Genomic DNA, 25,742 nt, shown 5'->3' with positions numbered 1-25,742 from the left:
CAGCTACCCAACAGACAGGCACAAAAAAACCGGCGCCCGAAAGGGCTGCCGGTTTCTGACCATCAAGCGACCGGATTGATCGGCTTTTCCGGGTACCAGACGTCCATCAGCGGGCTGACTTCAACGCTGGTCAGCTCAGGACGTGCCTTGAGCCAGGCTTCAACGGCAGCGCGCTGCTCTTCGGAAACCGAGCCACGCTTCTGCAGGCAAACCAGACCGTAGTCGTCGCCGCCGACGTAGCCCAGGCCATTGGCTTCCATGGCTTCTTTCAGGAAAGCGTCGAGGAAAGCGTCAATAGCCTCATCGGCCAGATCTTCTTTGAAATCCAGGTTCAGTTCGAAACCCAGCTCTTGAAATTCATCCACGCACAGTTTTTTGCGCAGACGCTGGGAACGGTTAGTCGCCATTGGAACAATCCTCATAAGTAATAACGGCCGGCACTTTACCAGTTTGGTGCGGCGATTGCCCGACTGATCGGGCGTATCGACCTACCGTCGGTAAAAAATAGCAGCCGAAGGGCTCAGGCACGGCCCCAGCCGTTGCGGCTTGGGGCATAATGCCGACACTTTCATGACCGTTGAGGGCGTTCATTTTCATGTCCTCGTTATTTCCCCCTCGCCCGTAGGGTTTTATTTCAAATGATCAAATCTTTGCGTCCACTGCTTCTGGCCAGCCTTCTTCTTCCCCTGGCCCTCCCTGTCACCACCTACGCCGCCACCATCAACACCGCCCTGTCGCCCAACGTGCAAAAGGCCCTCAAGAACAGCAAGCTGCAGAACGACGCGCTGTCCCTGGTGATGGTGCCACTCAACGGCCCCGGCACTCCGACCCTGTACAACGCCGACGTCTCGGTGAACCCGGCGTCCACCATGAAGCTGGTGACCACCTACGCGGCCCTGGAAATGCTCGGCCCCAATCACCAGTGGAAAACCGAGTTCTACACCGACGGCACTCTCAACGGCGGGATCCTCAACGGCAACCTGTATCTCAAGGGCGGCGGCGATCCCAAGCTGAACATGGAAAAACTCTGGCTGCTGATGCGCGATCTGCGGGCCAACGGCGTGCAGCAGGTCACCGGCGACCTGGTGCTGGACCGTGGATTCTTCATCCAACCGCAACTGCCCGAGTTCAACGACGACGGCAACGACGAAAACAAACCATTCCTGGTCAAGCCCGACTCGCTGCTGGTCAACCTCAAGGCCCTGCGCTTCGTCGCCCGTAACGACGGCGGCCGGGTGCTGGTGTCGGTGGAGCCGCCGATTGCGAGCATTCGCATCGACAACCAGGTCAAGGCCGTCAATTCCAAGCAATGCGCCGGCGGCGTGCGCTACAACCCGGTACCGCAAGCAGACGGCAGCGTGACAGTGACCGTCGGCGGCCAGCTCGGGGACGGTTGCAGCTCCCAGACCTACCTGTCGTTGCTGGATCACGCCACCTACACTGCCGGTGCGGTGCGAGCGATCTGGAAAGAGTTGGGTGGCAGCATCCAGGGCCAGGACCGCCTGGCAGCGACCCCGAGCAGCGCCAAGGTCCTGGCCCGGGCGTTCTCCCCGGACTTGGCGGAGATCATCCGCGACATCAACAAATACAGTAACAACACCATGGCCCAGCAACTGTTCCTGAGCCTCGGCGCGCAGTTCCGTAACGAAGCCGACGGTGATGACGCCAAGGCGGCGCAGCGGGTGGTACGCCAGTGGCTGGCCAAGAAAGGCATCACCGCACCGCACCTGGTGATGGAGAATGGTTCCGGTCTGTCCCGCGCCGAACGGGTCAGCGCCCGGGAAATGGCGGCGATGCTGCAAGCCGCCTGGCGCAGCCCGTACTCGGCCGAGTTCATCAGTTCGATGCCGATTGCCGGCACCGACGGCACCATGCGCAAACGCCTGAAGACCACCGCGATGGCGGGCGAGGCCCACGTCAAGACCGGGACCCTGAACACCGTCCGCGCCATCGCCGGCTACAGCCGCGACATCAATGGCAATACCTGGGCGGTGGTGGCGATTCTCAACGACCCGAAGCCTTGGGGCGCTTCGTCGGTGCTGGACCAGGTGCTGCTGGACCTGTACCGCCAGCCGAAACTGCCGCAGACGGCTTCGGTGCTCTGACACAGCACAAACCCAATGTGGGAGCCTGCTCGCGATTCAGTCGGTCAGTTGGTATGGATGTGACTGACCTGGCGCTATCGCGAGCAAGCTCGCTCCCACAGGGGATTTGTGTCACACACGAAGGTTGTGCCCACTGAAGATCAAGTGTGGGAGCGGGCTTGCTCGCGAATGCGGTATAACATTCAAGCATTGCGTTGGCTGACACGCCGCCTTCGCGAGCAAGCCCGCTCCCACACTTTGCCCCCCTAGACCTAAAAGTGGCTAACCCAACTGCGTCTCGACCCGATCTCGCCCGGCCTGCTTGGCCGCATACACGCCCGAGTCAGCCCTTAGCAGCAACGCATCGGCGCCCTCCCCGGCGCGCCAGGTGGCGATACCGAAGCTGGCGGTGACAAACCCCACATCCTCGATGGGCGCCGCCCGCAAGCCTTCCCACAGCTCCAATGCCAAGATGTAGGCATTTTCGCTGTCAGTGTCCGGGCACAGCACGACGAACTCTTCCCCACCCAGCCGGCAAAACACATCGGTGCGCCGCAACCGCTGGGCGACGCGTTGGCAGACCGCCTGCAACACCCGGTCGCCCACTGCGTGGCCATGCTGGTCGTTGATGCGCTTGAAGTGGTCAATGTCGAGCATGATGACCGCCAGCCCCCCGGAACCACGCTCGACCCGTGCCATCTCCGAAGTCAGGCGATCCTGGAAATAGCGGCGGTTGCGAATGCCGGTCAGGGCATCGGTGACGGACAAGGCCCGCAGTTCTTCTTCCACCCGTTTGAGGTCGGAAATATCCGAGACATAGCCATGCCACAACACTCCACCGCCGGGCAGTTCCTCCGGCGTGGCCTCACCGCGTACCCAGCGCAGCCCGCGCAGGGGCAATTGCACCCGATACTCTTCCCGCCACGGGCTCAAGGTATGGGCCGAAGCACGAATCGAAGCGCGGACGCGCGTGCTGTCCAACGGGTGGATCCGCGAGAAAACCGCCTCGGCGTTCTGCACCAGCACATCGGGTTCCATTTCATAGATGTCACGAATGCCGTCGCTGGCATAGATCACGCTGAAGCGACCGTTGAAATCCATTTTGAACTGGTAGATGCCACCGGGCACGTGGGCACTGAGCTTTTTCAGCAACAAGTCACGGGCAGCCAACGCTTCGTGGACACGCTTGCGTTCAGTGATATCGATGCAGATCGCCAGGTGCCCGACCCACAGCCCCTGGTCATCGAGCATCGGTGTGGCAAGCATGTTCACGGTCAAGTGGCTGCCATCGCGGCGCACCAGGGTCCACTCCCGCGCCTGTTGCCCGCCCTGCTCGCCGCCCTCGAGCAGCATCGCGTGGCACGTCGGAATCGGCTTGCCGAAGCGCGCGCCGAGTTGGGCGGCGCGGGCCTGGAGTTCGCGCGGTACATGCAGGCTTTCCAGGGTCATGCTCTGCAGGACCTCGCAGCTCTGGTAACCGAGCATCTGTTCGGCACCGACGTTGAAGGTGGTGATGACGCCACGCAGGTCAGTGGCGATGATCGCGACCTGGGTCGCGGCATCCAGCACACCGCGCAACTGGCCATGGGTACCGCGCAGCTCCTGCTCCCGGGCGCGCAGTTCACGGGTGCGCTGCTCCACCAGTTTCAAGGCCCGCTGCCGCTGGCTGACCAACACATAGAGCAAGGCGCTGAGCAGCAGGCTGAGCAAGCCGCCGAGTATCACCATGGTCGTGACCGAAGAATGATTGGTCGACAGAAACACCCGGCTGGGTCGCAATTCCACCCGGTAATCGCGATCAGCCAGACGCAACAGGCGGGTCGCCGCCAAATCGCTCTGGCCCGGCGGGTTGCGGGACTCGAACAATGCCTCCTCGCCGTTTTTGGTAGACGGGTCCATGACCCGCATCGACAGATTGTCGTGACCGGACGCCGGCAGCCCGTCGCCCGCCAGTTGCCGCATGCTGATGACCGCCACCACATACCCGAGCGGTTCGCTGGCCGACGCCCTGATCACCGGCGCGACCAGCAGTAGCCCGCGAGAAAATACCGGGTCGGCGCCCATCAAGTCCACGGGTTGCGAGGCCACCAACCCGCCTTGCTGGCGGGCCCGCTCGAGGGTGGCGCGGCGCACGGGTTCGGAAAGCAGGTCCAGGCCCAGCGGTGTCCCGTAGGACGCCTGGCTCTGGATGTAGAGCAGCGGTGCGTATTCGTCCCGTTCGGCGGCCAGTCGCAGGCCTCCGTGGCCGTCCGCCTCGCGGATCGTAAATTGAGTGGCCCCTTCTGCCTGCGCCCGCTGTTCGAACGCGTGCCGTTCGTCGCGCACCACCCTGGGCACCCAAGCGAAGGCCCGGGTACGGCGCAACAGCGCGACGGCGTAGCCACGGAATTCGCTGTTGGAGACCCCTTCGGAGTTGGCAAAAAAGCGTCCGAGGCTGCCGAGGATTTGCTCCTCGTCCTGGAACTGTTCCTCAATGCGGCTGAAACGCTCCTCGACATGCATCTCGAAACGCTGGCGCAGTTGTTGATTGACCAGGTTCATCATCGCCCAGGTCAGCACGCCAGTCAGGAAGGCACCGGCCAGCAGCACCAGCGAAGCCACCAGCCAGGCCGACACGTCTTCGCTGATAAAACCCAGGATCCTGGGGCGCACCTGATGCAATGCCATAAATACAACTCGCGAAGGTACCAGGCATAAGTACAACCCTGGACACAGCCTAAGTTATAGCTATTCGCCATCACTTTGACCAGCCCCAGAACGAGGCCGGAAGCCTTGGATTACAAGGCTTCGTGGATCCAATCAGGCCCGGATCAACGGGCCATGATCTTCCAGGCACGGTGGATCTTGCCGTTGCGGGCAAAATCCGGATCAATGGTCTTGGCCGTGATCTCTTCCACAGCGTAGCGCTCGCCGAGGTTGTCCTCGAGTTGGAACTTGCGGAAATTGTTGGAGAAGTACAGCACGCCGCCCGGGGCCAGGCGTGCCATGGCCAGGTCCAGCAACTGCACATGGTCGCGCTGCACGTCGAACACGCCTTCCATGCGCTTGGAGTTGGAGAAGGTCGGCGGGTCGATGAAGATCAGGTCGTACTCGTCACGGCTGGCTTCCAGCCAGGCCATCACGTCGCCCTGCTCCAGGCGGTTCTTGTCGGAAAAACCATTGAGCGACAGGTTACGCCGTGCCCAGTCCAGGTAGGTTTTCGACAGGTCGACGCTGGTGGTGCTCCGGGCACCACCCTTGGCAGCGTGGACGCTGGCGGTCGCGGTGTAGCAGAACAGGTTGAGGAAACGCTTGCCGGCCGCCTCTTTCTGGATCCGCAGGCGCATCGGCCGATGGTCGAGAAACAGCCCGGTGTCCAGGTAGTCGGTGAGGTTGACCAGCAGCTTCACGCCGCCTTCGTTGACCTCGGTGAACTTGCCCTGGGCGCTCTGGCGCTCGTACTGCTTGGTGCCGCTCTGGCGCTCGCGACGCTTGATCACCACGCGGCTCTTGTCCACGTTCAGCGCCTGGGGAATCGCCGCCAGGGCGTCGAACAGCCGGGCCGAGGCTTTTTCCGGGTCGATGGACTTCGGCGCGACGTATTCCTGGACGTGCACCCAGTCGTGGTACAGGTCAATGGCCATGGAGTATTCCGGCATGTCGGCATCGTAGACCCGGTAGCAGTCCACACCTTCACGCTTGGTCCACTTACTCAGCAACTTGAGGTTTTTTTGCAGGCGATTGGCGAACATCTGCCCGCCTTCGCTCAACCGTGCCTGCTCGACCACAGGGGCCGGCGCCGGTGCTGGCTTGATCGGGTTGCCGTTCTTGTTGTACTGGCGCTCTTGCGGTACTTCCGGGGCCTGATCGTAGGCGGCCTGCTCACGCTCGGCCTGACGCTGTTCCGGGGTGCGACGTTCGCCAGTGACGAACTGGTCCGGCAACACCTTGATCAGCAGCAACTTGCACGGCAAGGCGCCGTTCCAGAACGAATACTGCTTGTGGCTGCGAATACCCATGCGCTTGCCAAGGTCCGGCGCGCCGGTAAATACCGCCGCCTCCCAGTTCAAGCAGGCCTGGCGCAGGCGTTCGCCGAGGTTCTGGTAGAGGTAAAGCAGGCTGGCTTCATCGCCCAGGCGCTCGCCGTACGGCGGGTTGCAGATCACCAGGCCCTTCTGGTTCTGGTCTGGACGCGGCTCGAAGGTGGCGACTTCGCCTTGATAGATCTTGATCCATTCGCTCAGGCCAGCACGTTCGACGTTGTTACGGCCCGGCTGGATCAGCCGTGGGTCGGCTTCGTAGCCGCGAATCCACAACGGTGGCTTGGCCAGGCCGGCAGCGGCGCGTTCGGTGGCTTCTTCGTGGAGTTTCTTCCACAACGCCGGCACGTGGCCGAGCCAGGCGGTAAAGCCCCACTGCTGGCGGCGCAGGTTCGGCGCCATGTCGGCGGCGATCATCCCGGCTTCCACCAGGAACGTACCCACACCGCACATCGGGTCGGCCAGTGCCCCGCCTTCAGCGGCAATGCGCGGCCAACCGGCGCGGATCAGGATCGCGGCGGCGAGGTTTTCCTTCAGCGGCGCAGCGCCTTGCTGCAGGCGATAACCGCGCTGGTGCAGGCTGTGGCCGGAAAGATCGAGGGAGAGAATCGCTTCGCCGCGGTCCAGGCGCAGGTGGATGCGCAGGTCCGGATTGAGCTTGTCGATGGACGGTCGCTCGCCCGACGGCGTGCGCAGCTTGTCGACGATGGCGTCCTTGACCTTCAAGGCGCCGAAATGGGTGTTGTCGATGCCCGAGCCGTGGCCACTGAACTCTACCGCCAGGGTGCCATCGGCCAGCATGTGGTCTTGCCAGTCAACATCCAGCACGCCGTGGTAGAGGTCTTCGGCGTCCTTCATCGGGAAGCGCTTGAGCACCAGCAACACGCGGTTGGCCAGGCGCGACCACAGGCACAGGCGATACGCCGTTTCCATGTCGGCCATGCCGCGCACGGCCGAAGTGTGCTCGCGCGCCTCTTCAAGGCCAAGCCCGACGGCTTCCTCGATGAGCAGGCCTTCGAGGCCCTTGGGGCAAGTGAGGAAGAGTTCGAAACGATCGGACATGGGATTTCCAGAGCCTTTGGCTAAGTGGACCGGGCAACGCATTGCCGGGCCGGGTTCAATCAGGTGCTTTTCTCAAGAGCACCCGCGTGGCACGAAAGTGTGCCGTGCCACCCTCGCCGCTCAGGTTAAAAGAGCTTAGATGCGAAGGCAGAAAAAAAATTCTGTGCAACAAATTGTGAAAACTCGACCCTTTCGTCGAATAGTACCCGAGTGCAACAGGGGGACATTCTCATTCGAGGAAAGGCCATCCTCTTTGGCGCAGGGCCGATCATACAGGGGTCTTGCTCAAAAGCGGTCAACGAACATCAAGTTACTTATCGCCCTAACATCTTTATTGTTACGTGCTTATGACAAAACGATCATTCCATCCATGTGACGCTTTGGTTAGAACTCAACACAGGTTGACGTCGCAACGGCGTCAACACCTCGGCTCGTCACGCCGGCAACGAGCCACCAACGGCAGAATGATTCTGCCCCGGCCTCGATAGAGGTCGACGCTAAGTAACAGTCAACAAGTGAGGGCAACACCCTATGAGAAGACTTAAGCGTGATCCGTTGGAAAGAGCATTTTTACGTGGTTACCAATATGGCGTTGGTGGTAAATCCCGTGAGCTTTGCCCCTTTACTCTACCGTCGGTACGTCAAGCCTGGATCAATGGCTGGCGAGAAGGACGCGGCGACAACTGGGACGGTATGACCGGCACTGCGGGTATCCACAGACTCAACGAACTTCACGCCGTCGGCTGACACAGGGCTTAATACTCAAGAACTCGACAATTTGACACCCATATCGATTTAACCACGCACGTCCCATCCGGACGGCGGGCTACGGCCCAGGGGGCTCCTTCGAGGAGCCCTTTTTAATGCCTGGGTTTCAAGAGGTTGAGCTGCAAACACTGTTGTGGCGACACCCTGTGGGAGCAAGGCTTGCCCGCGATGAAGACGACGCGGTCTAACTGGAACCGAGGCGCCTGCATCGCGAGCAAGCTTTGCTCCCACAACTTGCTCGCATCAATAGATGCCGACCGTTCCTGAATCAACCCAACGCCGCAATGGCATCCACCGATTCACGAATCAACGCCGGCCCCTTATAGATGAAGCCCGAGTAAACCTGCACCAGGCTCGCCCCTGCGGTGATCTTCTCGGCGGCGTGGCGGCCTTCGGTAATCCCCCCCGCTGCGATGATCGGCAAGCGCCCCGCCAATTCAGCGGCCAGCACCTTCACGGTGTGGGTGCTCTTGTCACGCACGGGCGCGCCAGACAAACCGCCCGCCTCGTCACCGTGTTCCAGCCCTTCGACACCTTCGCGCCCCAGGGTCGTGTTGGTGGCGATTACTGCGTCCATGCCCGTCTCGATCAGGGCCTGGGCCACCTGGGTGGTCTCTTCGTCGGTCATGTCCGGGGCGATCTTGATCGCCAGCGGCACGTGCCGGCCGTGAATCAACGCCAGTTCCGCACGACGCCGGGCCAGGTCGGCCAGCAGTTGCTTGAGCGAATCACCGAATTGCAGGCTGCGCAGCCCCGGGGTGTTGGGGGAGCTGACGTTGACGGTCACGTAGCTGGCGTGGGCGTAGACCTTGTCCAGGCAGATCAGGTAGTCGTCGACGGCGCGCTCCACCGGCGTATCGAAGTTCTTGCCGATGTTGATGCCCAGCACGCCCTTGTATTTGGCCGCGGCCACGCGAGTCAGCAGATGATCGACGCCCAGGTTGTTGAACCCCATGCGGTTGATGATCGCCTCGGCTTGCGGCAGGCGGAAAAGCCGTGGCTTGGGGTTGCCCGGCTGCGGTCGGGGGGTGACGGTGCCGATTTCCACGAAACCGAAACCCAACTGGGCAAAACCGTCGATGGCCGCGCCATTCTTGTCCAGGCCCGCCGCCAACCCGACCGGGTTGGGAAACTCCAGGCCCATGACCGTCACCGGTAATTTCGCCGGGGCCTTGCACAGCAACCCATTGAGGCCCAAACGTCCGCCCGCACCGATCAGGTCCAGGGACAAGTCGTGGGAGGTTTCCGGGGAAAGTTTGAACAGCAGCTCACGGGCCAGGGTGTACATGGGTGGGTTTGACTCTGGGCGATAAAAAGTGACGGGATTATACCGAGCAGGAGCGCCAGCGGCGAGAACCGCTTTGATTCCGGGGGCCATCTTTGCCTCGACGCGCCGCGGCCCTTGCCTCTGAGCGTTATTTGATAGTTGGAAGCGCAAAAAGCCTGCAAAAGATCGATGCAACTGCAACGCCCCCCCGGCAGCCCTCCGCCACGCAGGAGCAGAAAATGCCTATATCACCCACAAGCGCACATGCCACGCAATACCGTTCAAACGAGCCCGTTCGCCCAGAGTCGGACACTGTCATCAATATTGAAGGAGGATCACCCCACACTACTATAGAGATGCTCGATAAATTCATTCCTGCCGAGCAGAGAAGCCAACTCTCCTCGCAAGACGCGAAGTTTGGGCTGATGAGCGTCGAGGAAGCGCTCAATGCAATCATTACCGAGCAGAAGAGCAGCGCCGACAACGCCACGCTGGAATTCATCAACACCATCGCAGTGCAGATAGAGGGCCATTTTGACGACTCAACGTCCAACAACGATTTCTCTCTGCTAGAAATTCCCAACCTGAAGCAATTCGAAGGCTCAAGGCACTCGTCAAATTCCGACACATTCATACAACGCGGCCAAATCGTCCTAGAATACCTCGGTGAACAACTGGGCAAACTGACCCGCAACGAATTCGAAGGCGATCTCGGACGCTGGGCCAGCAACCTGACCATTTCCAGCCTGCGCACCGGCCTGGTCACCGGCACCCTCACGGTAATCCGGCAACTGGTCGGATTCGCCATGGAAAAGACCCTCCAATCCAATGCCGCTTCGCCACTGACACGCAGTGTGATCGGTGCGATTGCCCAGAGCATCGGCCCATTGCTGAATATCCTCGGCGCCATCAGGGACGAGTGCAATGGAACCGCAAACGCCGAAACGCGCCTGGCACGTTTCATCACCCTCACAATATCGGCCTTGGCCCTGGCAGCTGCCATAGCCGTGCCCTCCGCACTGCCAGCATTGGCATCCTCCGGCTCGCAAATGTTGTTCTACACGTTTGCCCAGGATCTGGTGAGCCTGTTTTGCCCCACCGGCGACAATACAAAACCCAACCCCAGCGGTACGGCAGCCGCAGGCATGCTGAACGGTATGCTCCAGATCCTGTCCTTCACCGCCATGAACTACACCGCCCCACACTCAGGTGCCGGGTATGCCATGGCCCAAGGTAACAAGCCTCCATCGTCAGAAACGGAAGGCTTGGCCTTTCAACTGTCGGCTTGGATGGAACAACAGGCCAATACGCCGCATGATCCAAATCTGTCGGTTGAGGCCCGGGCCGAGCAAATTGTCGAATCCCTGGAACCGGTACTGGGACACGATGTATTACGGGGCGTCTACAACGCCGGAGCCGACGTCGCCGGCCAAGTGCTCATGGGCGAGGCAATGCACGCCTTCCAAAAAAACCCGTCTGAAAAAGGCTTTCGGATCAACCCCATTTCTGTACGAATGCCCACTGCCGAGCAGGCGGCCAATCAACTCCTGTCCACCAATGCGATACGAACCTCCGTGGGCCAGATAATCATGGCCGTCGTCGTCGCCGCAACCCGCTACTTTTCAACCCTGCCCATTTCAAAAGAAATGGTCGACCATATCGCCAACGCGCTGGTCGCCGCCGTCGTGTTCGCGGTACGTCCCGGCACGGCTTACGTCAACGCACGCACCACTCCCGCAGCAAACGCCTGACTCATCGGCTTGCCTGGAATACGCGTAACCGTGGCGAGGGAGCTTGCTCCCGCTGGGCTGCGCAGCAGCCCCAAGGAAGGGCCGCTTCGCGCCCCAGCGGGAGCAAGCTCCCTCGCCACGAAATCACCGTTTACCCTCTCTTCCTTTAACAGACAGGCATCGCCCGTCTTGCCTTCTTTACCACTCACTCTTCTCCCAAGCCTCATCCCCCATCGGCTGGAACACGTCCCGCATAAAGCTTTTGGTAAACAGGTCCATCGCGAACGCCAACCCATTGGCGCCGCTGACCTCCTTATAGATCTGCGACTTTTCCAACCCATCGTCCTTCAATCGCACCAAAACCTGCAGCGTGATCGCCATCAACGCCTGGGCGGTGGGGTACGCCGCCGCCATGCCATCCGGCCCGCGCAACGTACGGAGGAATTCATGAATCGCCTTTTCCCCCTGCCCCTCCATCGCCAGTAGCAATTGATACAAGTGTTCGAACTCGGGATTGGGGCGTTTGCTGTCAGGTGCTTGCTCGCGGGCCGCCAGCAGCCGCGATTCCAGGGTCTGGACCGACTCATTCGCGTCGTGATCGAGCAGGCTGGAAACCGTCATGGATTCAATCTTCATGGCGAACCTCGGCAGTGTCGGTTGGCGCGAAACCGGTGAAGCTTGCGCACACATCCGCCAGCGCCTGCCTTGAGGCCTGATCCAACAAGCGCACCGTCTCCGGCAGGTTGGCGAGGCTCGCCAGTAACCGGGGCACCAGCCGTTCCCGGGTCGCCTCGACATCGAACTCCAGCAGTTGATCCGCCAGGCGCAGCACATAGCGGTCTTGCGGGTGATATTCCAGGATCAGCTCGCCGTTCCATCGCCTGCCCACGCTCTCACGCAGCGCTTGGCCGCGCGGACGGCAATGCATTGGCAACAACAGGTGCAGGACCGCGCCCGAGTCGCCCGCCTGCCCGGCCAGCCAACGTTCCAGCATTTCATCCAGCCACTCGGGGCGACTCAAGGCTTGCCCGAGCAGATCACCAGCGGCCCGGGCCAGATCGTTGCGCAATTGCAATCCCAGGGTTTGCGAATTCAGCAGGCCTTCAGCCAGATGTTCGCTCGCGCGCAGGACGCCTTCGGCATAGCCCTGCTGGAACGCCTGTGCATGCACCGCCTCGACATCACGGTGCGCTTGCTCGAGACACTCCCGCGCGCGGCGTTGGGCCTCCAGCTGTAAGCGCTGACGACGGCGCGCGGCAGCAATGTCTTCGCGAGCCAGGCGCACGTCTTCGCATGCGGGCAGGTCAGTCAGGGGTCGGATGGAGTCGAGCATGCTGCACCGCCAAAAAGAACAGGGTTGGATCAGGTTTCGTCACGGGCCATTGCCGATGCAAGCGAACGACCGGCTCGCAGAACTGCAAGCTCAGGCGCTCGAGCAATAGATGAGGAACGTGCTCGTCCCAGCTCCACAACGCATTGAGGCCGGCCGCTTCGACCCGCGCCATTGAAACCGGCACGCACTCCACCGGCAGGCCGCCACGAGCCCCCAGATTGAAGCTGGCAAACCGACGAACCGACACGGGCAAGCACTGCAGCGCAGCGCCGCGCGCCAGGTCGGGCATCAAGCGATAGGCACCCATCAGCAAGGCGATATAGGGCAATTGTCGCCAATGGCGAACCCATTGCTTCGCCACGCCGGACAACGGCATCGAAGGCCACGGGCCGTGCAGCCCCAACCCTTCGAGCACGATCCGGTTGAGCAACGTGCGTGCCTCGACGCCTTCGAATCCCGCCGGTACAACCAGACGCTGGGGGTGCAGATACGCCAAAGGCTCGGCGAGGATCTGTTCCAGGCACTCAAGCTCCGACATCACGCCGCCCTGCGCTTGACTGGCGATAGACCCAAGCGCCGCCACCGGCCACTAACACCGCGCTGATCGCCGCCAACCACCACGGCCACGGCGAATGCCCCCGCGTCACAGCCACCGACGGCGCGACATGCTGGGTCGGTGAGCGCTTGGACAGCACCACCGAGACGTTCTCGTACTCCACCGCCGCAAAACTGTTCTTGAGAAAACGCTTGATGTCGGTGATCAACAATTGCGGTTCGACATCACGCTCATGCAGCACCACCGCCGCGAGATGAATAGGCGGCGACTTGCGCCCGCCCTCGCCGGCATCCAGGTCGTAACTGACATGGACTCGCGCCGACACCACGCCTTCGAGCACACTCAGCGACTGTTCGATGCGCTGCTCCAGCGCTGAATACAAGCGGGCCTTTTCCGCACGGGGCGAGGCCACCAGGGAATCGGACGGAAACATCTCGGCCACTTGCAGGCGTGGCCGGGAAGGCAGCGAATAGAGATTGAGCAGATCAACGGCGGCGGAAAAATCACGGGCGTCGATTTTCACCGCATACCCGGTTTTGCCGGTGTCGACTTTCACCGCCGCGATGTTGTTGCGTTGCAGCACCGACAGCACTTCGTTGGCCTGCTGCTGATCCAGCCCTTCCAGCAGGTTCGGCTGGCGACACCCCACCAGCGCCAGGCACAACAACAGCAGAAGCACGCCCGGTTTCATGAAGCACGCAACAGGGTTTCTGCCGTGCCCACGGCTTTGCGCACCAGCACGTTGAGCAAGTTGATCTCCACGTTGTATTGCCCTGTCAGCTCCAGCAACTGGGTCAATACTTCAGGGTCGGTGATATCCGGACGTTGCAGCAGCTGATTGATCGCCGAGACCTCTTGCGCGCTGTCGACGGCGGAACCGGCAAACGCCTCGATCAAGCGCGACTCCAGGGAAACGATCGGGCCTTCCTGTGGGCCACGCAATTCAACGAAGGCGGACCGGGCGATAAGCGACGGGGCAAGATTCTGGATGGACATACGATGCACTCATGAAATGGCCATCGTCACGAGCAATGGCCAGTCGAAAGGAAAAGCGTCAGCGGGCCGCCTGGATGATCGCCATGTCGATATCCTTGAAGCCCTTGATCGTGTTGGTCTGGGCGTTGCGGAACACCGTGTAGGAGGAAAATGCGGTCTGGTAGGCCGCCAACAATCCGGGATCAGAGGCATCGCCTTGCAGCTTTGTAAGCGCTTCGTCCAAAGCTACTTTGAGTAGCTTTGCCCCTTCCTCGAACGCGGAGGCTTGGTCGCCGAGGAAGTCGTCGGGAAATTTGATGGGTAAACCGATATCAGCCATTGCTCACCTACGGTATCTGTTTGGAAAAATACCAAGACGAAGGACTCGTCTTGACGTAGCCCTGCGGGCCGGTTTGGAACGACTTGCCCTTGAGCGCATCGTTCTTGAGCTCGACCGTGAAGTGCACGTAGCGATCACCCCACTGCCGGTAAAAATCTTCGACGTACTGGCGCGCAGCGGCCAGTTCGCCGTCTTGCAGGTTGCCCTCGATGGCGAACGAGACCCCATCTGCGTGTTCGACCCGGCTGAAGGTCAATGCCAGGCGCTGCAAACCGCCCTGCGCAAGGTCAGCGAGCAGCGCGTCATCCTGCCTCTGCACCACCACGTCACGGGCATAAGGCGCAGCCGCGAGCAACGTATCGAGCAGCTTGGCCTCCTTGTCCGGCGTGAGCAGATTGCGTTGTGCGCTGAGCAACAGGCGCGGCACCGACGGATCCTTGAGATCCAGGAAATGCCAAGCCAGTTGCGGATCATGGTCGACCAGCAGTTGCTCCAACCGGCGACGCTCCTGCTCCAGCAGCAGTACCTCGCTGTTCAGGCGGGCGTGGCGCGTCAGCACCTGCCGGCTCCAACCGGCATCGCGCTCGGAAGACACGAAGACATAAACCGCCTCATCACGACCGCGCAGCACCTGGACCGGCGCACTGGCGCCGGCGATCAACCCACGAATATCGGTTTCAGGCGACGGCCCCGGCATCGACCAGAGGCTGACCACAGAGACCAACGCAGCCAACGCCAGAGCACCGGCAATCCCGCGGGTCCAATGGGCACGCCATCCGCTGAACACGGCGGCATTGCACGGGCTATCTGCCGGACCAAGACACTCGGGCGCCCAGGATTGATCTGCTGGACGCAAGGCCACTTGCAACCCGCCGAGTTGCATACGGGCCTGGAAGACGCAGTGACGTACTTCGATCGAATCACCGAGCAAGCGCACCGGCACACCGTCCGGCGTGGCCTGGTCGGCCAGTACCTCGAAATTGCAGCCACCCTCCTCCAGGGGAACGAAGATCGCATCCGCCGGCACGCTGGCAACACGTGCGCCGTCCCCCAACACCTCCACTGCCCCGACGACGAACAGGGTCGTGCCCTCGCCGAGCGGGAATTCGCAGCCCTGCAACGGACCGTTGAGGATCCGCAGGATGCAGGGCTGTAGCGTGGGGGCCGTAGGGACTGTCACCGTCCAAACTCCAGGAAGGTCGAATGAGCAGGTAGGTTAGAAAGGCCGGCCGCAGAATTCCTGATCCAATTCTGCCGATTGCGTGGTGGCATAGGATCAGAATTAAGCGACTGCTCATAACGCTGATATCAGTTAATGAGTGCGCGCCTGTTTTTCTAGGAGCTCACAAATCAAACTAGTCGCGGCGCCGTGACCAAAAACTTGCGCCGCATCGTGTTCAGGCTTATCCAGAATTACTCTCAGGGTCTGCCCCATATATAACAGTATCGTTTCTGACACTTCCACTGCACTGTGATAGCCCAAGCCGATAAGAAAAGCCGCCGCGCCCGACGCCCGTGCAAGTTTTTGGTCTTTTCTTTCCATTGAGATATCACCCTGTAGATTGCCTTTGCTTATCATGTCAAAAAATTGCAATTCATGAGCATCGCCTCGTAACATATCCCAAACTTGCAAAATTTCCACCGGCGAGCCCGACATATGTCCAGCCAAGGGTTCGATACTATCGCGTATCCGATCAACACTAATATGTGCAATCTTCCATCCAACTCCTGGAATTTTTTCCTCCTGTGCGATGCCGATGCGCCTGTCAGCCGCCTCACCAAAATTGTGAATTCCATTCAGATGGGAAAGTTTTTCAAATGGTCGGCTGCGCTCAACTTTCTTCAGAGGCCCAGGCTTATAAAAGCCATCCCTGCTGTGGATACCATGGATGGCCTCATCCGACAGCGCAGCTAACCCTCGCCCCCTCATCAGATCATTAAAACTCTTTAAAGCATCCGCTTGCTCTTGGACTTCCCTCTCGCTGCCTTTGACAGCAGTGCCTGCGTAGAGCTCTCCAATATCCCCCATCAAGGCGATGACCACCGCCCGATCTAACCCCGTGGCAGCTTCCGATGTATAGGGGGCCATTTGTTCGTTCCCTACTCGAGTAAGAGAATCGAACAGCACCTCTATTTTTTTACCCCCGAGTAACCCTCCATCTGCGAACAAACGTTTACTCACAGTATTTTGATCTTCGGAACCTAGGTCCCGAATAAGTTCACGTAACACTGCGGCCACCTCACCAAGCTCTTGAACAAGGCAATGCCCAGGAAAATAAAGAAGGGTTCTTGCAGCCACTGTCTGGGATAACGCTAACTCAGCGGTTACGTCATCAACATCGGAGCGTCGAGCCGGGTCAATATGAGAAGATGCGACTTTCGAACCAGGCTCAGCCTCAGAGCCTTTTACTGGTAACGATAAGTGATTGCTGCTTTGCCTTGTTTTACTCAAGACTGTTGCCAGACTCGTTGGATCGGGATCTTTATCTTTGCAAACGATACCTGTCTGCCGAATGTTTGCTACTTTCATTAGAACCTAATATTTAATTATCCACGCCTTAGCAATAATGCGGGCAATCAAGTGGGCCGAGCATATTAAAAAGCCGGACCGCAGGGTTCCTGATCCAATTCTGCCGATTGCGTGGTGGCATAGGATCAGAATCCCTCATGACGCCATCACTCTCGCCCGCGAGTGATCACCTGATAGCGCTGCCAGACCTTGCGCGCATAACGCAGCCGCGCGGCTTGGCGATGGGGCGAGTTGCCAGCGTTGTAGGCACCGACCGCCGTCCAGTTATAGCCATAGCGGGCGATAAAACCGGCCAGCACCGACGCCCCGACTTCCACCGACAGGCAAGGCTCATCCAGCAGGCGCTGCTCGGTAACGCCCTCGGCGCTGAGGCGTGATAGATGAATGCTGTTGATCTGCATCAGCCCAATGTCGCGAGTGCCGTTGCGGTTGTGGTTGATGGCATCGGAGCGCAGGCCCGATTCCACATCGGCAATCGCTTGCAGCAATTCGGGTTCGATGGCATGCATCTGTCCCGCCTTGTTCCAGCACCAGGCATGCGCCTGGGCCATGCCAAAGCCCAGGCCAAGGTACACCGGCAGGCACAACCAGGTTTTGCGGCGCCGCTTCATGCCAAGCGCCTCTCGCCGATCCATGTCAGCTGTTCGTGAATGCGCACGCGCAAGATCTGCGCCCGGACACAACCCGGATCATGCTCCAAGCACTGGTCGATCATCTGCGTTGCCTGCTCGTTGCGCCGCCAGAACCAGTGATGCCAGGAATGAAAGTACAACACGTCCGCCTGATCGGCCGACAACAGGCACTGGCGGAACAACACCTGGGCCGCCTGCTCGCAACCGCGCAAACTGGTGAGCAACGCCAGGCGCGTCAATGCCGGGAGGCTGCCAGGGTCCAGCGCCAAGGCACTGGACACCGCCGCATGTGCCTCCTCGATTGCACGTACCGGGTCACCCAGGCCCATCATCACCCGCCCCAAACACACATCGGCCAAGCCACACCAGGGCGGCGCGTACCCGGCGTCGAGTTTCAAGCACTGCCCGAACAGCACCTGGGCATCGCGCAGGCTTTGCACCGTGTGCTGCTGCACGCTGCACAACCCATTGAGGTACGCCACCGCCACCGGATAGGACCCGCAGCGATCGCCAACCGGACGCAACCCCGGTACGCGCTGGGCAACCAGGCAGGTCAATGCGCCCAGCGCCTCCCCCGGATCCCAGGCGTCCAGCGTCTGGCCATGCAGCAACGCCTGGTCGCGTCCACGAATCAACTCGATCGACCAGTGTTGCAACCCGCCCGCACCGATAAAGCGACCGTTCAAGCAATAATCCGCCGACAACCGCCCGGCCAACGACCGCACATCGCCCGACGCCCCGCAGGCCGCGATCACCCCCGAGGGAATGACATGCAGCGCCTCGCCGAACGCCGTGGTCAGTTGGCGGATCATCAGATCCTGCAGATCCAGCGCCGCGATCTCGTCCAGATTGCGAAAAGGCAACACCGCCAACGACGGCGCCGCCGCCCTCGCCTGGCTCGTCACGTCGAGCTCGACCACGGAACCGGTGAACCGATAACCCTGGCCGTAAACCGTCGCAATGTAGCCCTTGTGCTCCTTGAACAACTTGCGCAAGGCATAGATACAACGGGTCAACGACTCCTCCGCCGCATCCATCCGCGGCCAGACATGATCAAGCAGATAATCCTTACTCACGACCGTGCCTGCTGACTTCAACAGGAGGCGCAGCACGTGCAGTTCTTTGGGTGGAACATGAACTCCTTGTCCATCTCGCATCAGCGTTCCATCGCTTTGCAGTAGCCAGTGGTCAAACACGAATGACTTGGCTGGGGTTTGATCAGTTGCACTGTCCATACGTTGAGACTTCTCTATAGAAAGTTACTGAAGCGCGATTGAGCCTGTGGCAGGCACAGGCTCGGGATGGCGAGCTGCGTGACTATAGGAAGATGCGTGGGGGGATTCCGTAGGAACTTCAGATATATTGACGTAGGAAAGTACGACATAGACTGTAGGTCAAGCCTGGGTTAAGCCGACACCCGCATAGAAGCGCCCTCCCAATAAAGCCATACCATCCTCCACGCATATAAAAAATCAACACCCATAGTTTTGAGCTATTTAGCAAAAATCCAACTCAAACGCCAATTGATATACTTAGAGAATGTAATATTTAGGACATTTCAGCGTTTGCAACTTCTAACGCGGCAGCCCCAATAGGTACGGAAGCGATGTCAGCATACGAGTCTTTGTTATTGTATTCCAGAACCTCCTCCCCATTGAACACACCTATGGAAGCAAGCATTATCTCATGATAGGAGTGATGATCTTTCGGAGCCATCAAATTCGCGAGCATGACTAGCCTCGCTTCCTGTAGAGAAGGCATTTTTCCAAGCATTGAATTTGACAAATTATGCATTTCACTGCACATAGCATAATGATTCAAGTACCGAAGTGTATGCCCACTTGGCCCAGACGTAACCGGCTTACCGTACACAATTGCTTCATAAACCCATTTATTGACATTTTTATCCTCTTTATCCGAGACTCTGACAACGTTCGTCTTCGCACCTGTAGTGTGTTGTCGAAACTCAGCCCCTAACGGGTTGGCCGAACGATCATTTTTTTCATCTTCAATGAACGTCTCCGTACTCCAGTTGATATGCAAAATGTCTTTCAATAATTTTTTTCTGTCAGCCCCATCGAGGCCTTGAATTATATTTAAAATACCGTCCTGCAAATTTACAGATGAAACCCCTATCTTATCAAATAAATAATTTTCGACGTTTTCCGTTTTGGCAAGAAGCTCACTCCATCTATCGGCAATAAGATTGCGAATATTTTCGGTGTACTGTATAGGGTTCGTCACCTCAAAAACCTCTAGATCAAATCGATGACTATTCCAAGGATAAATTGGGTTATCCGGCGAGCGAACGTGGTTGAACATACATTTCCTCCGCTCCATGTCACCTAGGTCATACTCCTCGCTTTCCGCCTTCACAAGAGTCGCTAAAACATGAGCATCCAATGTATCCATATCGGCCATTAACTCTTTGGCGCCTCCAATATGAGAACTTTCCTCTCTGATTTTTTCTTGTTGCCGCTGAGAGAAATCAGCGAACTTCATCGGACTTCCTGTCACTTCCCTGATCGTTTTTGCAATCGAAGCAAGCTCGGCGTTGCAGCTCAGATTTTTCCCGACAATCAGTTCAAGCTTCTTGTTCTCGCTGGCCTTTTCTTTATAAGGGCTATGATCGAACACATTTAAATTTTTCTCCTGCTTTCGTCCCCTTAAGTCCCGAATATTTTTTGACGGTAGATTGGTAGAATTAGAACGCACCCTAAAGCCGTCATCTGAGGTTTCCGATAACTGCTTTCCTTGTTCCTTTAGGTACCCAGCAATAGCATTTAATTTTTCACGCTGTTCTACCGAGGTGGCATTCGCACCGCGCAAAATATTGGCCTGAACTTCAACAGCCAGACAAGTGAAACTTGACGCCCGTGAGAGAGAAAGAGCTGATGATACATTAAGCATAACAAACCTCACCTTCAGTAATTAACCACATCAACACAAACCACAACGTCTTTCCAACGTTCAACCATTCCACTCAGCACATCCAACAACAGCTCAACACCTACCTCATCCTCAATCATATTAAAGTAAACCAGCTCACAGTCGGGCAATTGCGCCACACCACCCACCACTCCATCTCTTTGAGACTGCACAATCTCATTAGCTGCATAAATTTCCGCTTCTGTCATCACGGCTGGTAATCGCAGCAAAAACAACATGATTACTGAAGCTGTAGCGCCAACTTCAAAGTAGAAATAAAGTTCACCCTCCAGCTTCAAGCTAACAGCATTAAACTCATCAACAAACACATCACTTACACCATAATTAGTCTTTAAAACCTCTACAAACTCGTCAACCAGCAATCTAACTCCCCCACCAAAGATGCTACCCCCATCCACTTATTCCTCACCCCTCTTCTTTACAAAAAACAACCCAATAACAAATATCTCTCACAGTCTCCCATTTCGCCACCATCTCTCCAGTCAGCTCGATACAGAGTCTCTCATTCAACACCATGACAATTTCAACGACCTCCAAGGAATCAACATGCAAATCCTCAACCAATCGATAGTCCAGTTCAATTTTATAGTGACCGCTAAAAAAAACTGACAGCACTTCAATGATCTGTCGCTCAACATCACACACAGCGCCACCCAACGTTTAGATTACGACAAAAAGCTAGTTTTATTAATTAAAAACAGACTCACACTGAACACCGGAACGGATCGCTTATTTTGATATCCGTCAAAAATTCAACATCGCCCTCAACATATCCGCAAACTGATTCAAATGCGCCGACAACGTCTTATTGAAATTGTCATGATAAGAATTGGCGTTCGAATACTTCTGCGTAAACGACTGCAGCATGTTTTTCATGCGTTCTTCCTGGGCGTTGAAGCCGGTTTGCCAGGCGTTGAATTTGGCGGTATCCCAGGTCACCGTGCCGCCGCCCGACGGCAGACTACTTTTCATCGTTGTCAGTGGCCCGGTGTCGATGACGACACACCAAGGACCGTTTGGGGCGGGATTTTGCTTGAGGCAACTCGCAGGTAGGCCCAGTGCCTTGAGCCAGTTTTCCGCCTCTTCCTTAGTTGCGCCTGTTTCAGGTGGTTTGGGAAAGAGGATGGCAGCGGAGTTGGGTAGGGAATATTTTGCGATCAGTCTATCCAATGCATTGCGCAACGCGCCCACATTCAACTTGACCTCCTTGCCGTCGTTCGCCCCTTCGATCCAGTCCTTCATCATCGCGGTGATTTCGCTGTTGAAGTCGGAAAAGAAGTCCGAATAAGCCGCAATGATGTGCTCGTAGCCGGCGAGGTAACCGTTCTTGATCAGGTCGATCAGTTCGAGCAGTTTTTCAAAGAAGTCATTCGATGAGTTGATCGTCGCATCCAAAGCCTCCGCGATCTCACGGGGCTTCTGCTCTTCCAGATGTTCCTGGAGGGCGCGAAGGATCCTGCTTTGTTCGTCATTGAGCGGCTGGCGCTGACTTTCATCCAAGGGCCCTGTTTTCTGGCTGTGGGTCATCACCGCACAGCACTGGCGCACCTGCACGGCCCACATTTGCGCTCGGTCACGCTTGGAGTGGATCTGTTCGACGAACTCCGCGATCAGGTGTTGTGCTGTGGTCTCGGCGGCCGTGCCTTCCAGAGGCTTGGCGATGATTGACGGGCACTTGAGCAAATGGCCCAGGCTGCGATTCATTGCGTTCATGGACCGATCGAGTAGATTCGTCAGGGAACTGACCGTTTGAATCTCAGCGGGTACGTCCACAGGCGACGCGGTATCCGTGATGGCCTCTACGTTCGGCAGCAATACGATAGGCGAACGAATCGATTGGGTAATTTCCATAGACCTCTCTCCTTCACGCCGTCACGGCACGGATAACATCACTGCGCGATTGAAACAGCTGCATCACCATCTCCATCAGCTTCTGCACCAACGCCGCCTCGGCCGCGTCTTTCTGGCCAATCCCGTCACTCAGGCTCTTCTGGGTGTTTTGCACGCTTTGCATCAGCTCTCCTTTTGCACGCGCCTTGAACTCATCCAGACCTACAATCTTCGCCACCACCTGGCTCATGCTCATCGACATGGCATTGAGCGCGCGGCCGATTTCCAGTTTCTTTTCGATGCCCTTGCTGCCCATCTGGCTCAGCCAGTCGGACGTTTGACCAACCTTCTGGGCCTTGAGGATTTCCCCGTCGAACCAGGCCTGTTCCTGGTTCGTCAGTGTCGAGCCCTTGGGTTTGAAGTCGACGGTGGTCGGGCGGGCAAAATCATCGAGGGTCTTGATCTTGTAAGTGGTGTCCGGGCTCCACTCATTGCGATTGCGCTCCAGCTTGAGGTCGCGTTCGAGGTTGCCCGCGTCCATGGCGTTGCGGCGATGCAGGTCGATGTCCGCATGCTTCATCGCCTGGCCCTGGAAGGTCTTGACCATGGCGAACCCGGCGATGGCGCCGGACACCACCGCGGCGGTAATGGCGCTGTTCAGCGCCGCCTTGCCGGACTCGATGATGGCCGCGCCCTGGGACTTCGCCGCCTCGGAAGCCATGACACTGAAATGGCCGCGCAGTTGCGCATTGGCGACTCGTGCGATGTTCAGGGCGATGATCGCGGCCACCAGTACGTTGGCGTGTTTCTCCCAGGCGCCCGGGTCGAAAACCAGATCGTTGCGCACATCATCGCCGACCATGGACTTGGCTTCAGAGAAGTCCTCCCGATCCGCTTCGGTGGGCTGATAGGCATTGATCCGGCTTTCCAGCTCCGCAGCAGAAGGGGCTGCGAAGGGGCCGTTCTGGAGTATCTGCTTTGCGGCGATCTGGTCGAGGATCGACGCCCCCTCAAGGGACTTGTGCTTTGAAAATGGCTCTTGGGCAATCAACTTGCCCAGCCCGGCGCCATTGATCCGGTCGTGATCAATGACAGGGAAAGCGATTGCGGTTGGAACGTGAATAGTGGTCATCGTGGATACCTGTTGTCCGTGATTTCAAACATTCCGAACCATTTTCAGGATGACGGAATCGTGACTCCGCATATCGGCAAACAAATGCTCGATTTGCCGGGTTCGCTCCTGCATCGCCTGCCCATAGTTCTCGACCACCTGGGTCAGGTAGGCGCTGATCTCCTCACTGATGGCCATGCGTACCCGCACATCGGCCAGGTGCACGGCGGCCTGGGCCTGGTGCTGGCCGCTCTTGATTTGCAGCCCGCCCTGCACCGCGACATTGCCGAACTCGGTAACGGCCTGGGCGATCTCCAGGTTGGCGGCGTAACGCGCCAGCAATACCGGATCAGCACCATTGGTGATGAACCCGCGCAACTGGGTGAGCATCTGGGTCAAGGTGTTACCGACCGAAGTTGCCACTTGCTTCATCGCTTGCATCGCGGCAGGCGTGGCCTGGGCGACCACCGAGGCCAGTTTCGAAGCGATGGCACTGACCATCGGCCCGATCACCTGCACCCCGACCACGGCCACCAACGCGACAGCCGCCAAGGTAGAAGCGATGCCCTGGATCATGCCGGCGATCTGCGCGATTTTCTTGGCCGTGTCTTCATCAACGCCCAGGCCGCTCAGCAACTTGGTGTAGATCTCGGTGAACAGCTTGATAGCTTCTTGCATGACAATGGTCAGTGGCTTCATGGCTTCAGCCATGAACGACACGCCGGTTTTGTCCTGGATCACCGAGTCGGCAATCATCACGGCCGCGCCGACCACGCCCACGGCGATGAGCACCGGGTTAGCGGTCAGGACCCCGGCGGCGATGGTCGCGACCGTCAGGATCGCCCCGACGATCTTGCCGATGCAGCCCATGGTTTTTTGCAAGGCCTCGGCCTTGCGCACTTCCTCCAGGTATTTTTCCGATTCACGCTCCATGTGCGCCTGGAGCCTGGCCTGCAGTTCCTGGAACAGCTCTTGGCTAAGCTCCTCCTTGTTCTGCGCCGACTCGCCGAGCAGTTCGATGATTTTCAAGCGGTTCAACAACGCCAGCGCACTGCTGCTGAGGGCCTTTTCATCGGTCGGCTTGGGGGTCGAGCTGTTCACGCTGGATGAGACCACTTTCGCGAATACCGTGCCCACAGCCTTGGCGCAGGCGGTGGCGATCTCAATCAGCTTCAGATGCGCATCGGTCGCCACGTTGAAGGCTTGGGTATGGTTCGCCACTTCGCCTTTGAGCTGGTCGCGACGGGCCAGCTCCTGTGCATATTCAGGCGACTGAGGGTCCAGTTGCGCCAGCCGCGCCTCGCTTTCATCCAGCAGTCCCTGGAAGTGCAAGACCCTATCGCGCAGTTGTTCGAGGTGTTCCTGGCTGCTGCCGACATTGCCCTCGGCCGCCGTCATGGCCTCGACGGCAGCGGTGTATTCAGCCGAGAGGTTTTCATGGGCCTGTTGCTTGGCGCCAGCCATGCTCTGCAGCATCGCCAGGCGATTTTTCAGTTTCTTGACGTCGACCTCGCCGATCAGCTCGCTGATCATCGCCATCAATAACGTGAACAGATCGCCGCTGGTTTCCTGTTTATTGCCATCGGCGCGCGGCGCAGGCGGGTGTAATGCGGGCCGACCGGTACTGGCGGCGGACGGGCCGTCGTGGCCTTCGTATTTCACTGACATCAGGTCCGCCAGCGCTTTCTGGCCGGCCTCCTGAAAATCCGCGGTCCTGGCGGCCTTGCTGGCCGCCGCGCCGTATTTTTCAAAGGCCTCGCTGCGGCTCATTGCGCCCTGGAATGCGGGGCTTGGGGTGTTTCTGATTTCACTCATGTTCAGTCCTCCGAACAGTGCTGTTCCATGTGGGCCAGGGTGTCGAGATACACCTTGGCCTGCTCGCGCAGATCGTCTTCCGTGGCTTGCTCGAGCACGTATTCGAAACACAACCGGGCCTTGCCGACCTTACCCAGGGCTAAGTGACATTGGCCGGTGTACAACATTGGCCGATAGTCGTTCTTGCCCTGGGCAAAGGCGATCGCGTACAGGTCGATTGCTTTTTGGTGGTTTTGCTTGAGTTGGTGCACCGCAGCCAGTCCCATCCAGTAATGGCTGTTGTAGAAGTCGTAGATGCACAGGAAGTGAAAGAACTTCTCGGCATCGTCCAATCGCCCCTGTTCGTAGAACTGGAAGGCGAAGGCATAGAGACTGCCCATGTGCTCGTCGCTGATGCCTTGCACGTCTTTCAACGCCGCACCACCGAGCACTGCATCGACGACGTCCAGGGCCACCTGCTCGTCTTGTTTGTTATCGCGACTCATCAGCCACACTCCTGAAAAAACGCCAGCGTCGCTGACCGATGCATTGGGCCAAAATGTCGGCAGGGCCGCTGCCAAATTGCGCTCATGCCGCCGTTGAAACGCACACGAACCTCCTGCCTGATGAGAGTGCTTTTGTGGCGAGGGGATTTATATGTGGGAGCAAGGCTTGCCCGCGATAAAGTCGATGCGGTCTGCGCAAGTACGAGGCGGCTGCATCGCGGGCAAGCCTTGCTCCCACAGGTTCCCACCACAAAGG

General features: G+C 58.5%; 24 protein-coding genes. 3 read left to right on the top strand and 21 right to left on the bottom strand.

The window, feature by feature from the left end; translation table 11 throughout:
* Nucleotides 1–62 precede the first annotated feature (62 nt).
* Nucleotides 63–407 (bottom strand): YggL family protein, encoded by a 345-nt coding sequence (locus tag B0E42_RS14935; protein ID WP_003199553.1) that lies wholly within the window; start codon nt 405–407, stop codon nt 63–65.
* A gap of 231 nt (nt 408–638) precedes the next feature.
* Here B0E42_RS14935 and dacB point away from each other — a divergent pair, with 231 nt between their 5' ends.
* Nucleotides 639–2,105 (top strand): D-alanyl-D-alanine carboxypeptidase/D-alanyl-D-alanine-endopeptidase, encoded by a 1,467-nt coding sequence (gene dacB / locus B0E42_RS14930; RefSeq protein ID WP_018608653.1) that lies wholly within the window; start codon nt 639–641, stop codon nt 2,103–2,105.
* A gap of 261 nt (nt 2,106–2,366) precedes the next feature.
* Here the strand turns inward: dacB and B0E42_RS14925 are convergent, their stop codons facing one another.
* Both B0E42_RS14925 and rlmKL read right to left on the bottom strand, forming a co-directional pair.
* Nucleotides 2,367–4,751: a diguanylate cyclase gene (locus B0E42_RS14925; RefSeq protein WP_077506738.1), complete on the bottom strand. Its 2,385-nt coding sequence runs from the start codon at nt 4,749–4,751 to the stop codon at nt 2,367–2,369.
* Nucleotides 4,752–4,894: 143 nt separating this feature from the next.
* Entirely contained in the window at nt 4,895–7,165 is a 2,271-nt protein-coding gene (gene rlmKL / locus B0E42_RS14920; RefSeq protein ID WP_077506737.1) for a bifunctional 23S rRNA (guanine(2069)-N(7))-methyltransferase RlmK/23S rRNA (guanine(2445)-N(2))-methyltransferase RlmL, read from the bottom strand.
* 531 nt (nt 7,166–7,696) lie between these two features.
* Between rlmKL and rmf the strand changes: the two genes are divergently transcribed.
* Entirely contained in the window at nt 7,697–7,912 is a 216-nt protein-coding gene (gene rmf / locus B0E42_RS14915) for a ribosome modulation factor (protein ID WP_003223300.1), read from the top strand.
* Nucleotides 7,913–8,201: 289 nt separating this feature from the next.
* On the opposite strand, the gene B0E42_RS14905 is transcribed toward rmf, so the two are convergent.
* The gene (locus B0E42_RS14905) at nt 8,202–9,221 is read right to left on the bottom strand and encodes a quinone-dependent dihydroorotate dehydrogenase (RefSeq protein WP_018608672.1); all 1,020 of its coding nucleotides are present in this window, start codon (nt 9,219–9,221) and stop codon (nt 8,202–8,204) included.
* Nucleotides 9,222–9,439: 218 nt separating this feature from the next.
* On the opposite strand from B0E42_RS14905, the gene B0E42_RS14900 reads away from it, so the two are divergent.
* Entirely contained in the window at nt 9,440–10,951 is a 1,512-nt protein-coding gene (locus tag B0E42_RS14900) for a hypothetical protein (protein WP_256578312.1), read from the top strand.
* Nucleotides 10,952–11,128: 177 nt separating this feature from the next.
* Here B0E42_RS14900 and B0E42_RS14895 read toward each other — a convergent pair whose 3' ends face one another.
* The 17 genes from B0E42_RS14895 to sicA form a co-directional block, all read right to left on the bottom strand.
* The gene (locus B0E42_RS14895) at nt 11,129–11,566 is read right to left on the bottom strand and encodes a hypothetical protein (RefSeq protein ID WP_235862389.1); all 438 of its coding nucleotides are present in this window, start codon (nt 11,564–11,566) and stop codon (nt 11,129–11,131) included.
* The gene (locus B0E42_RS14890) at nt 11,556–12,263 is read right to left on the bottom strand and encodes an oxygen-regulated invasion protein OrgB (protein WP_077506735.1); all 708 of its coding nucleotides are present in this window, start codon (nt 12,261–12,263) and stop codon (nt 11,556–11,558) included. Before B0E42_RS14890 ends, B0E42_RS14895 begins: the two co-directional genes overlap by 11 nt.
* Complete coding sequence (locus B0E42_RS14885) at nt 12,235–12,801, bottom strand: secretion system protein (RefSeq protein ID WP_077506734.1); 567 nt, start codon at nt 12,799–12,801, stop codon at nt 12,235–12,237. Before B0E42_RS14885 ends, B0E42_RS14890 begins: the two co-directional genes overlap by 29 nt.
* Nucleotides 12,788–13,510, bottom strand: coding sequence for an EscJ/YscJ/HrcJ family type III secretion inner membrane ring protein (locus tag B0E42_RS14880; RefSeq protein WP_077506733.1), 723 nt, complete (start codon nt 13,508–13,510; stop codon nt 12,788–12,790). The genes B0E42_RS14885 and B0E42_RS14880 overlap by 14 nt, the downstream gene beginning before the upstream one ends.
* Nucleotides 13,507–13,815, bottom strand: coding sequence for a type III secretion system inner rod subunit SctI (gene sctI / locus B0E42_RS14875; protein ID WP_053181429.1), 309 nt, complete (start codon nt 13,813–13,815; stop codon nt 13,507–13,509). Before sctI ends, B0E42_RS14880 begins: the two co-directional genes overlap by 4 nt.
* Nucleotides 13,816–13,873: 58 nt before the next feature.
* The gene (sctF, locus tag B0E42_RS14870) at nt 13,874–14,134 is read right to left on the bottom strand and encodes a type III secretion system needle filament subunit SctF (protein ID WP_018608684.1); all 261 of its coding nucleotides are present in this window, start codon (nt 14,132–14,134) and stop codon (nt 13,874–13,876) included.
* A 7-nt stretch (nt 14,135–14,141) separates the two neighbouring features.
* Nucleotides 14,142–15,314 (bottom strand): PrgH/EprH family type III secretion apparatus protein, encoded by a 1,173-nt coding sequence (locus B0E42_RS14865; RefSeq protein WP_077506732.1) that lies wholly within the window; start codon nt 15,312–15,314, stop codon nt 14,142–14,144.
* A 132-nt stretch (nt 15,315–15,446) separates the two neighbouring features.
* Nucleotides 15,447–16,664, bottom strand: coding sequence for a hypothetical protein (locus B0E42_RS30225; RefSeq protein ID WP_139353160.1), 1,218 nt, complete (start codon nt 16,662–16,664; stop codon nt 15,447–15,449).
* A 146-nt stretch (nt 16,665–16,810) separates the two neighbouring features.
* Complete coding sequence (locus tag B0E42_RS14855) at nt 16,811–17,275, bottom strand: transglycosylase SLT domain-containing protein (protein WP_053181442.1); 465 nt, start codon at nt 17,273–17,275, stop codon at nt 16,811–16,813.
* Nucleotides 17,272–18,531, bottom strand: coding sequence for a winged helix-turn-helix domain-containing protein (locus tag B0E42_RS14850; protein WP_174599579.1), 1,260 nt, complete (start codon nt 18,529–18,531; stop codon nt 17,272–17,274). Before B0E42_RS14850 ends, B0E42_RS14855 begins: the two co-directional genes overlap by 4 nt.
* 313 nt (nt 18,532–18,844) lie before the next feature.
* Nucleotides 18,845–20,206, bottom strand: a complete 1,362-nt coding sequence (locus B0E42_RS14845; protein ID WP_256578311.1) for a hypothetical protein — start codon at nt 20,204–20,206, stop codon at nt 18,845–18,847.
* Nucleotides 20,207–20,220: 14 nt separating this feature from the next.
* Complete coding sequence (locus B0E42_RS14840) at nt 20,221–20,607, bottom strand: hypothetical protein (RefSeq protein ID WP_139353159.1); 387 nt, start codon at nt 20,605–20,607, stop codon at nt 20,221–20,223.
* 43 nt (nt 20,608–20,650) lie between these two features.
* On the bottom strand, nt 20,651–20,860 hold the full coding sequence (locus B0E42_RS14835; RefSeq protein WP_256578313.1) for an acyl carrier protein: 210 nt from the start codon (nt 20,858–20,860) through the stop codon (nt 20,651–20,653).
* A gap of 129 nt (nt 20,861–20,989) precedes the next feature.
* Complete coding sequence (locus B0E42_RS14830; RefSeq protein WP_077506730.1) at nt 20,990–22,096, bottom strand: IpaD/SipD/SspD family type III secretion system needle tip protein; 1,107 nt, start codon at nt 22,094–22,096, stop codon at nt 20,990–20,992.
* A gap of 13 nt (nt 22,097–22,109) precedes the next feature.
* Complete coding sequence (locus tag B0E42_RS14825) at nt 22,110–23,207, bottom strand: IpaC/SipC family type III secretion system effector (protein ID WP_077506729.1); 1,098 nt, start codon at nt 23,205–23,207, stop codon at nt 22,110–22,112.
* A gap of 24 nt (nt 23,208–23,231) precedes the next feature.
* Nucleotides 23,232–25,001 carry a type III secretion system translocon subunit SctE gene (sctE, locus tag B0E42_RS14820; protein WP_077506728.1) on the bottom strand — a complete coding sequence of 590 codons (1,770 nt, stop codon included), beginning with the start codon at nt 24,999–25,001 and terminating at the stop codon, nt 23,232–23,234.
* 2 nt (nt 25,002–25,003) lie between these two features.
* Nucleotides 25,004–25,486: a type III secretion system translocator chaperone SicA gene (gene sicA, locus B0E42_RS14815; protein ID WP_018608702.1), complete on the bottom strand. Its 483-nt coding sequence runs from the start codon at nt 25,484–25,486 to the stop codon at nt 25,004–25,006.
* Nucleotides 25,487–25,742 lie beyond the last annotated feature (256 nt).

It is taken from the genome of Pseudomonas sp. A25(2017) (assembly GCF_002001065.1).
GTDB lineage: Bacteria > Pseudomonadota > Gammaproteobacteria > Pseudomonadales > Pseudomonadaceae > Aquipseudomonas > Aquipseudomonas kilonensis.
The sequence above is the reverse complement of the archived record's forward strand: the minus strand, read 5'-3'. Positions and strand labels throughout refer to the sequence as shown.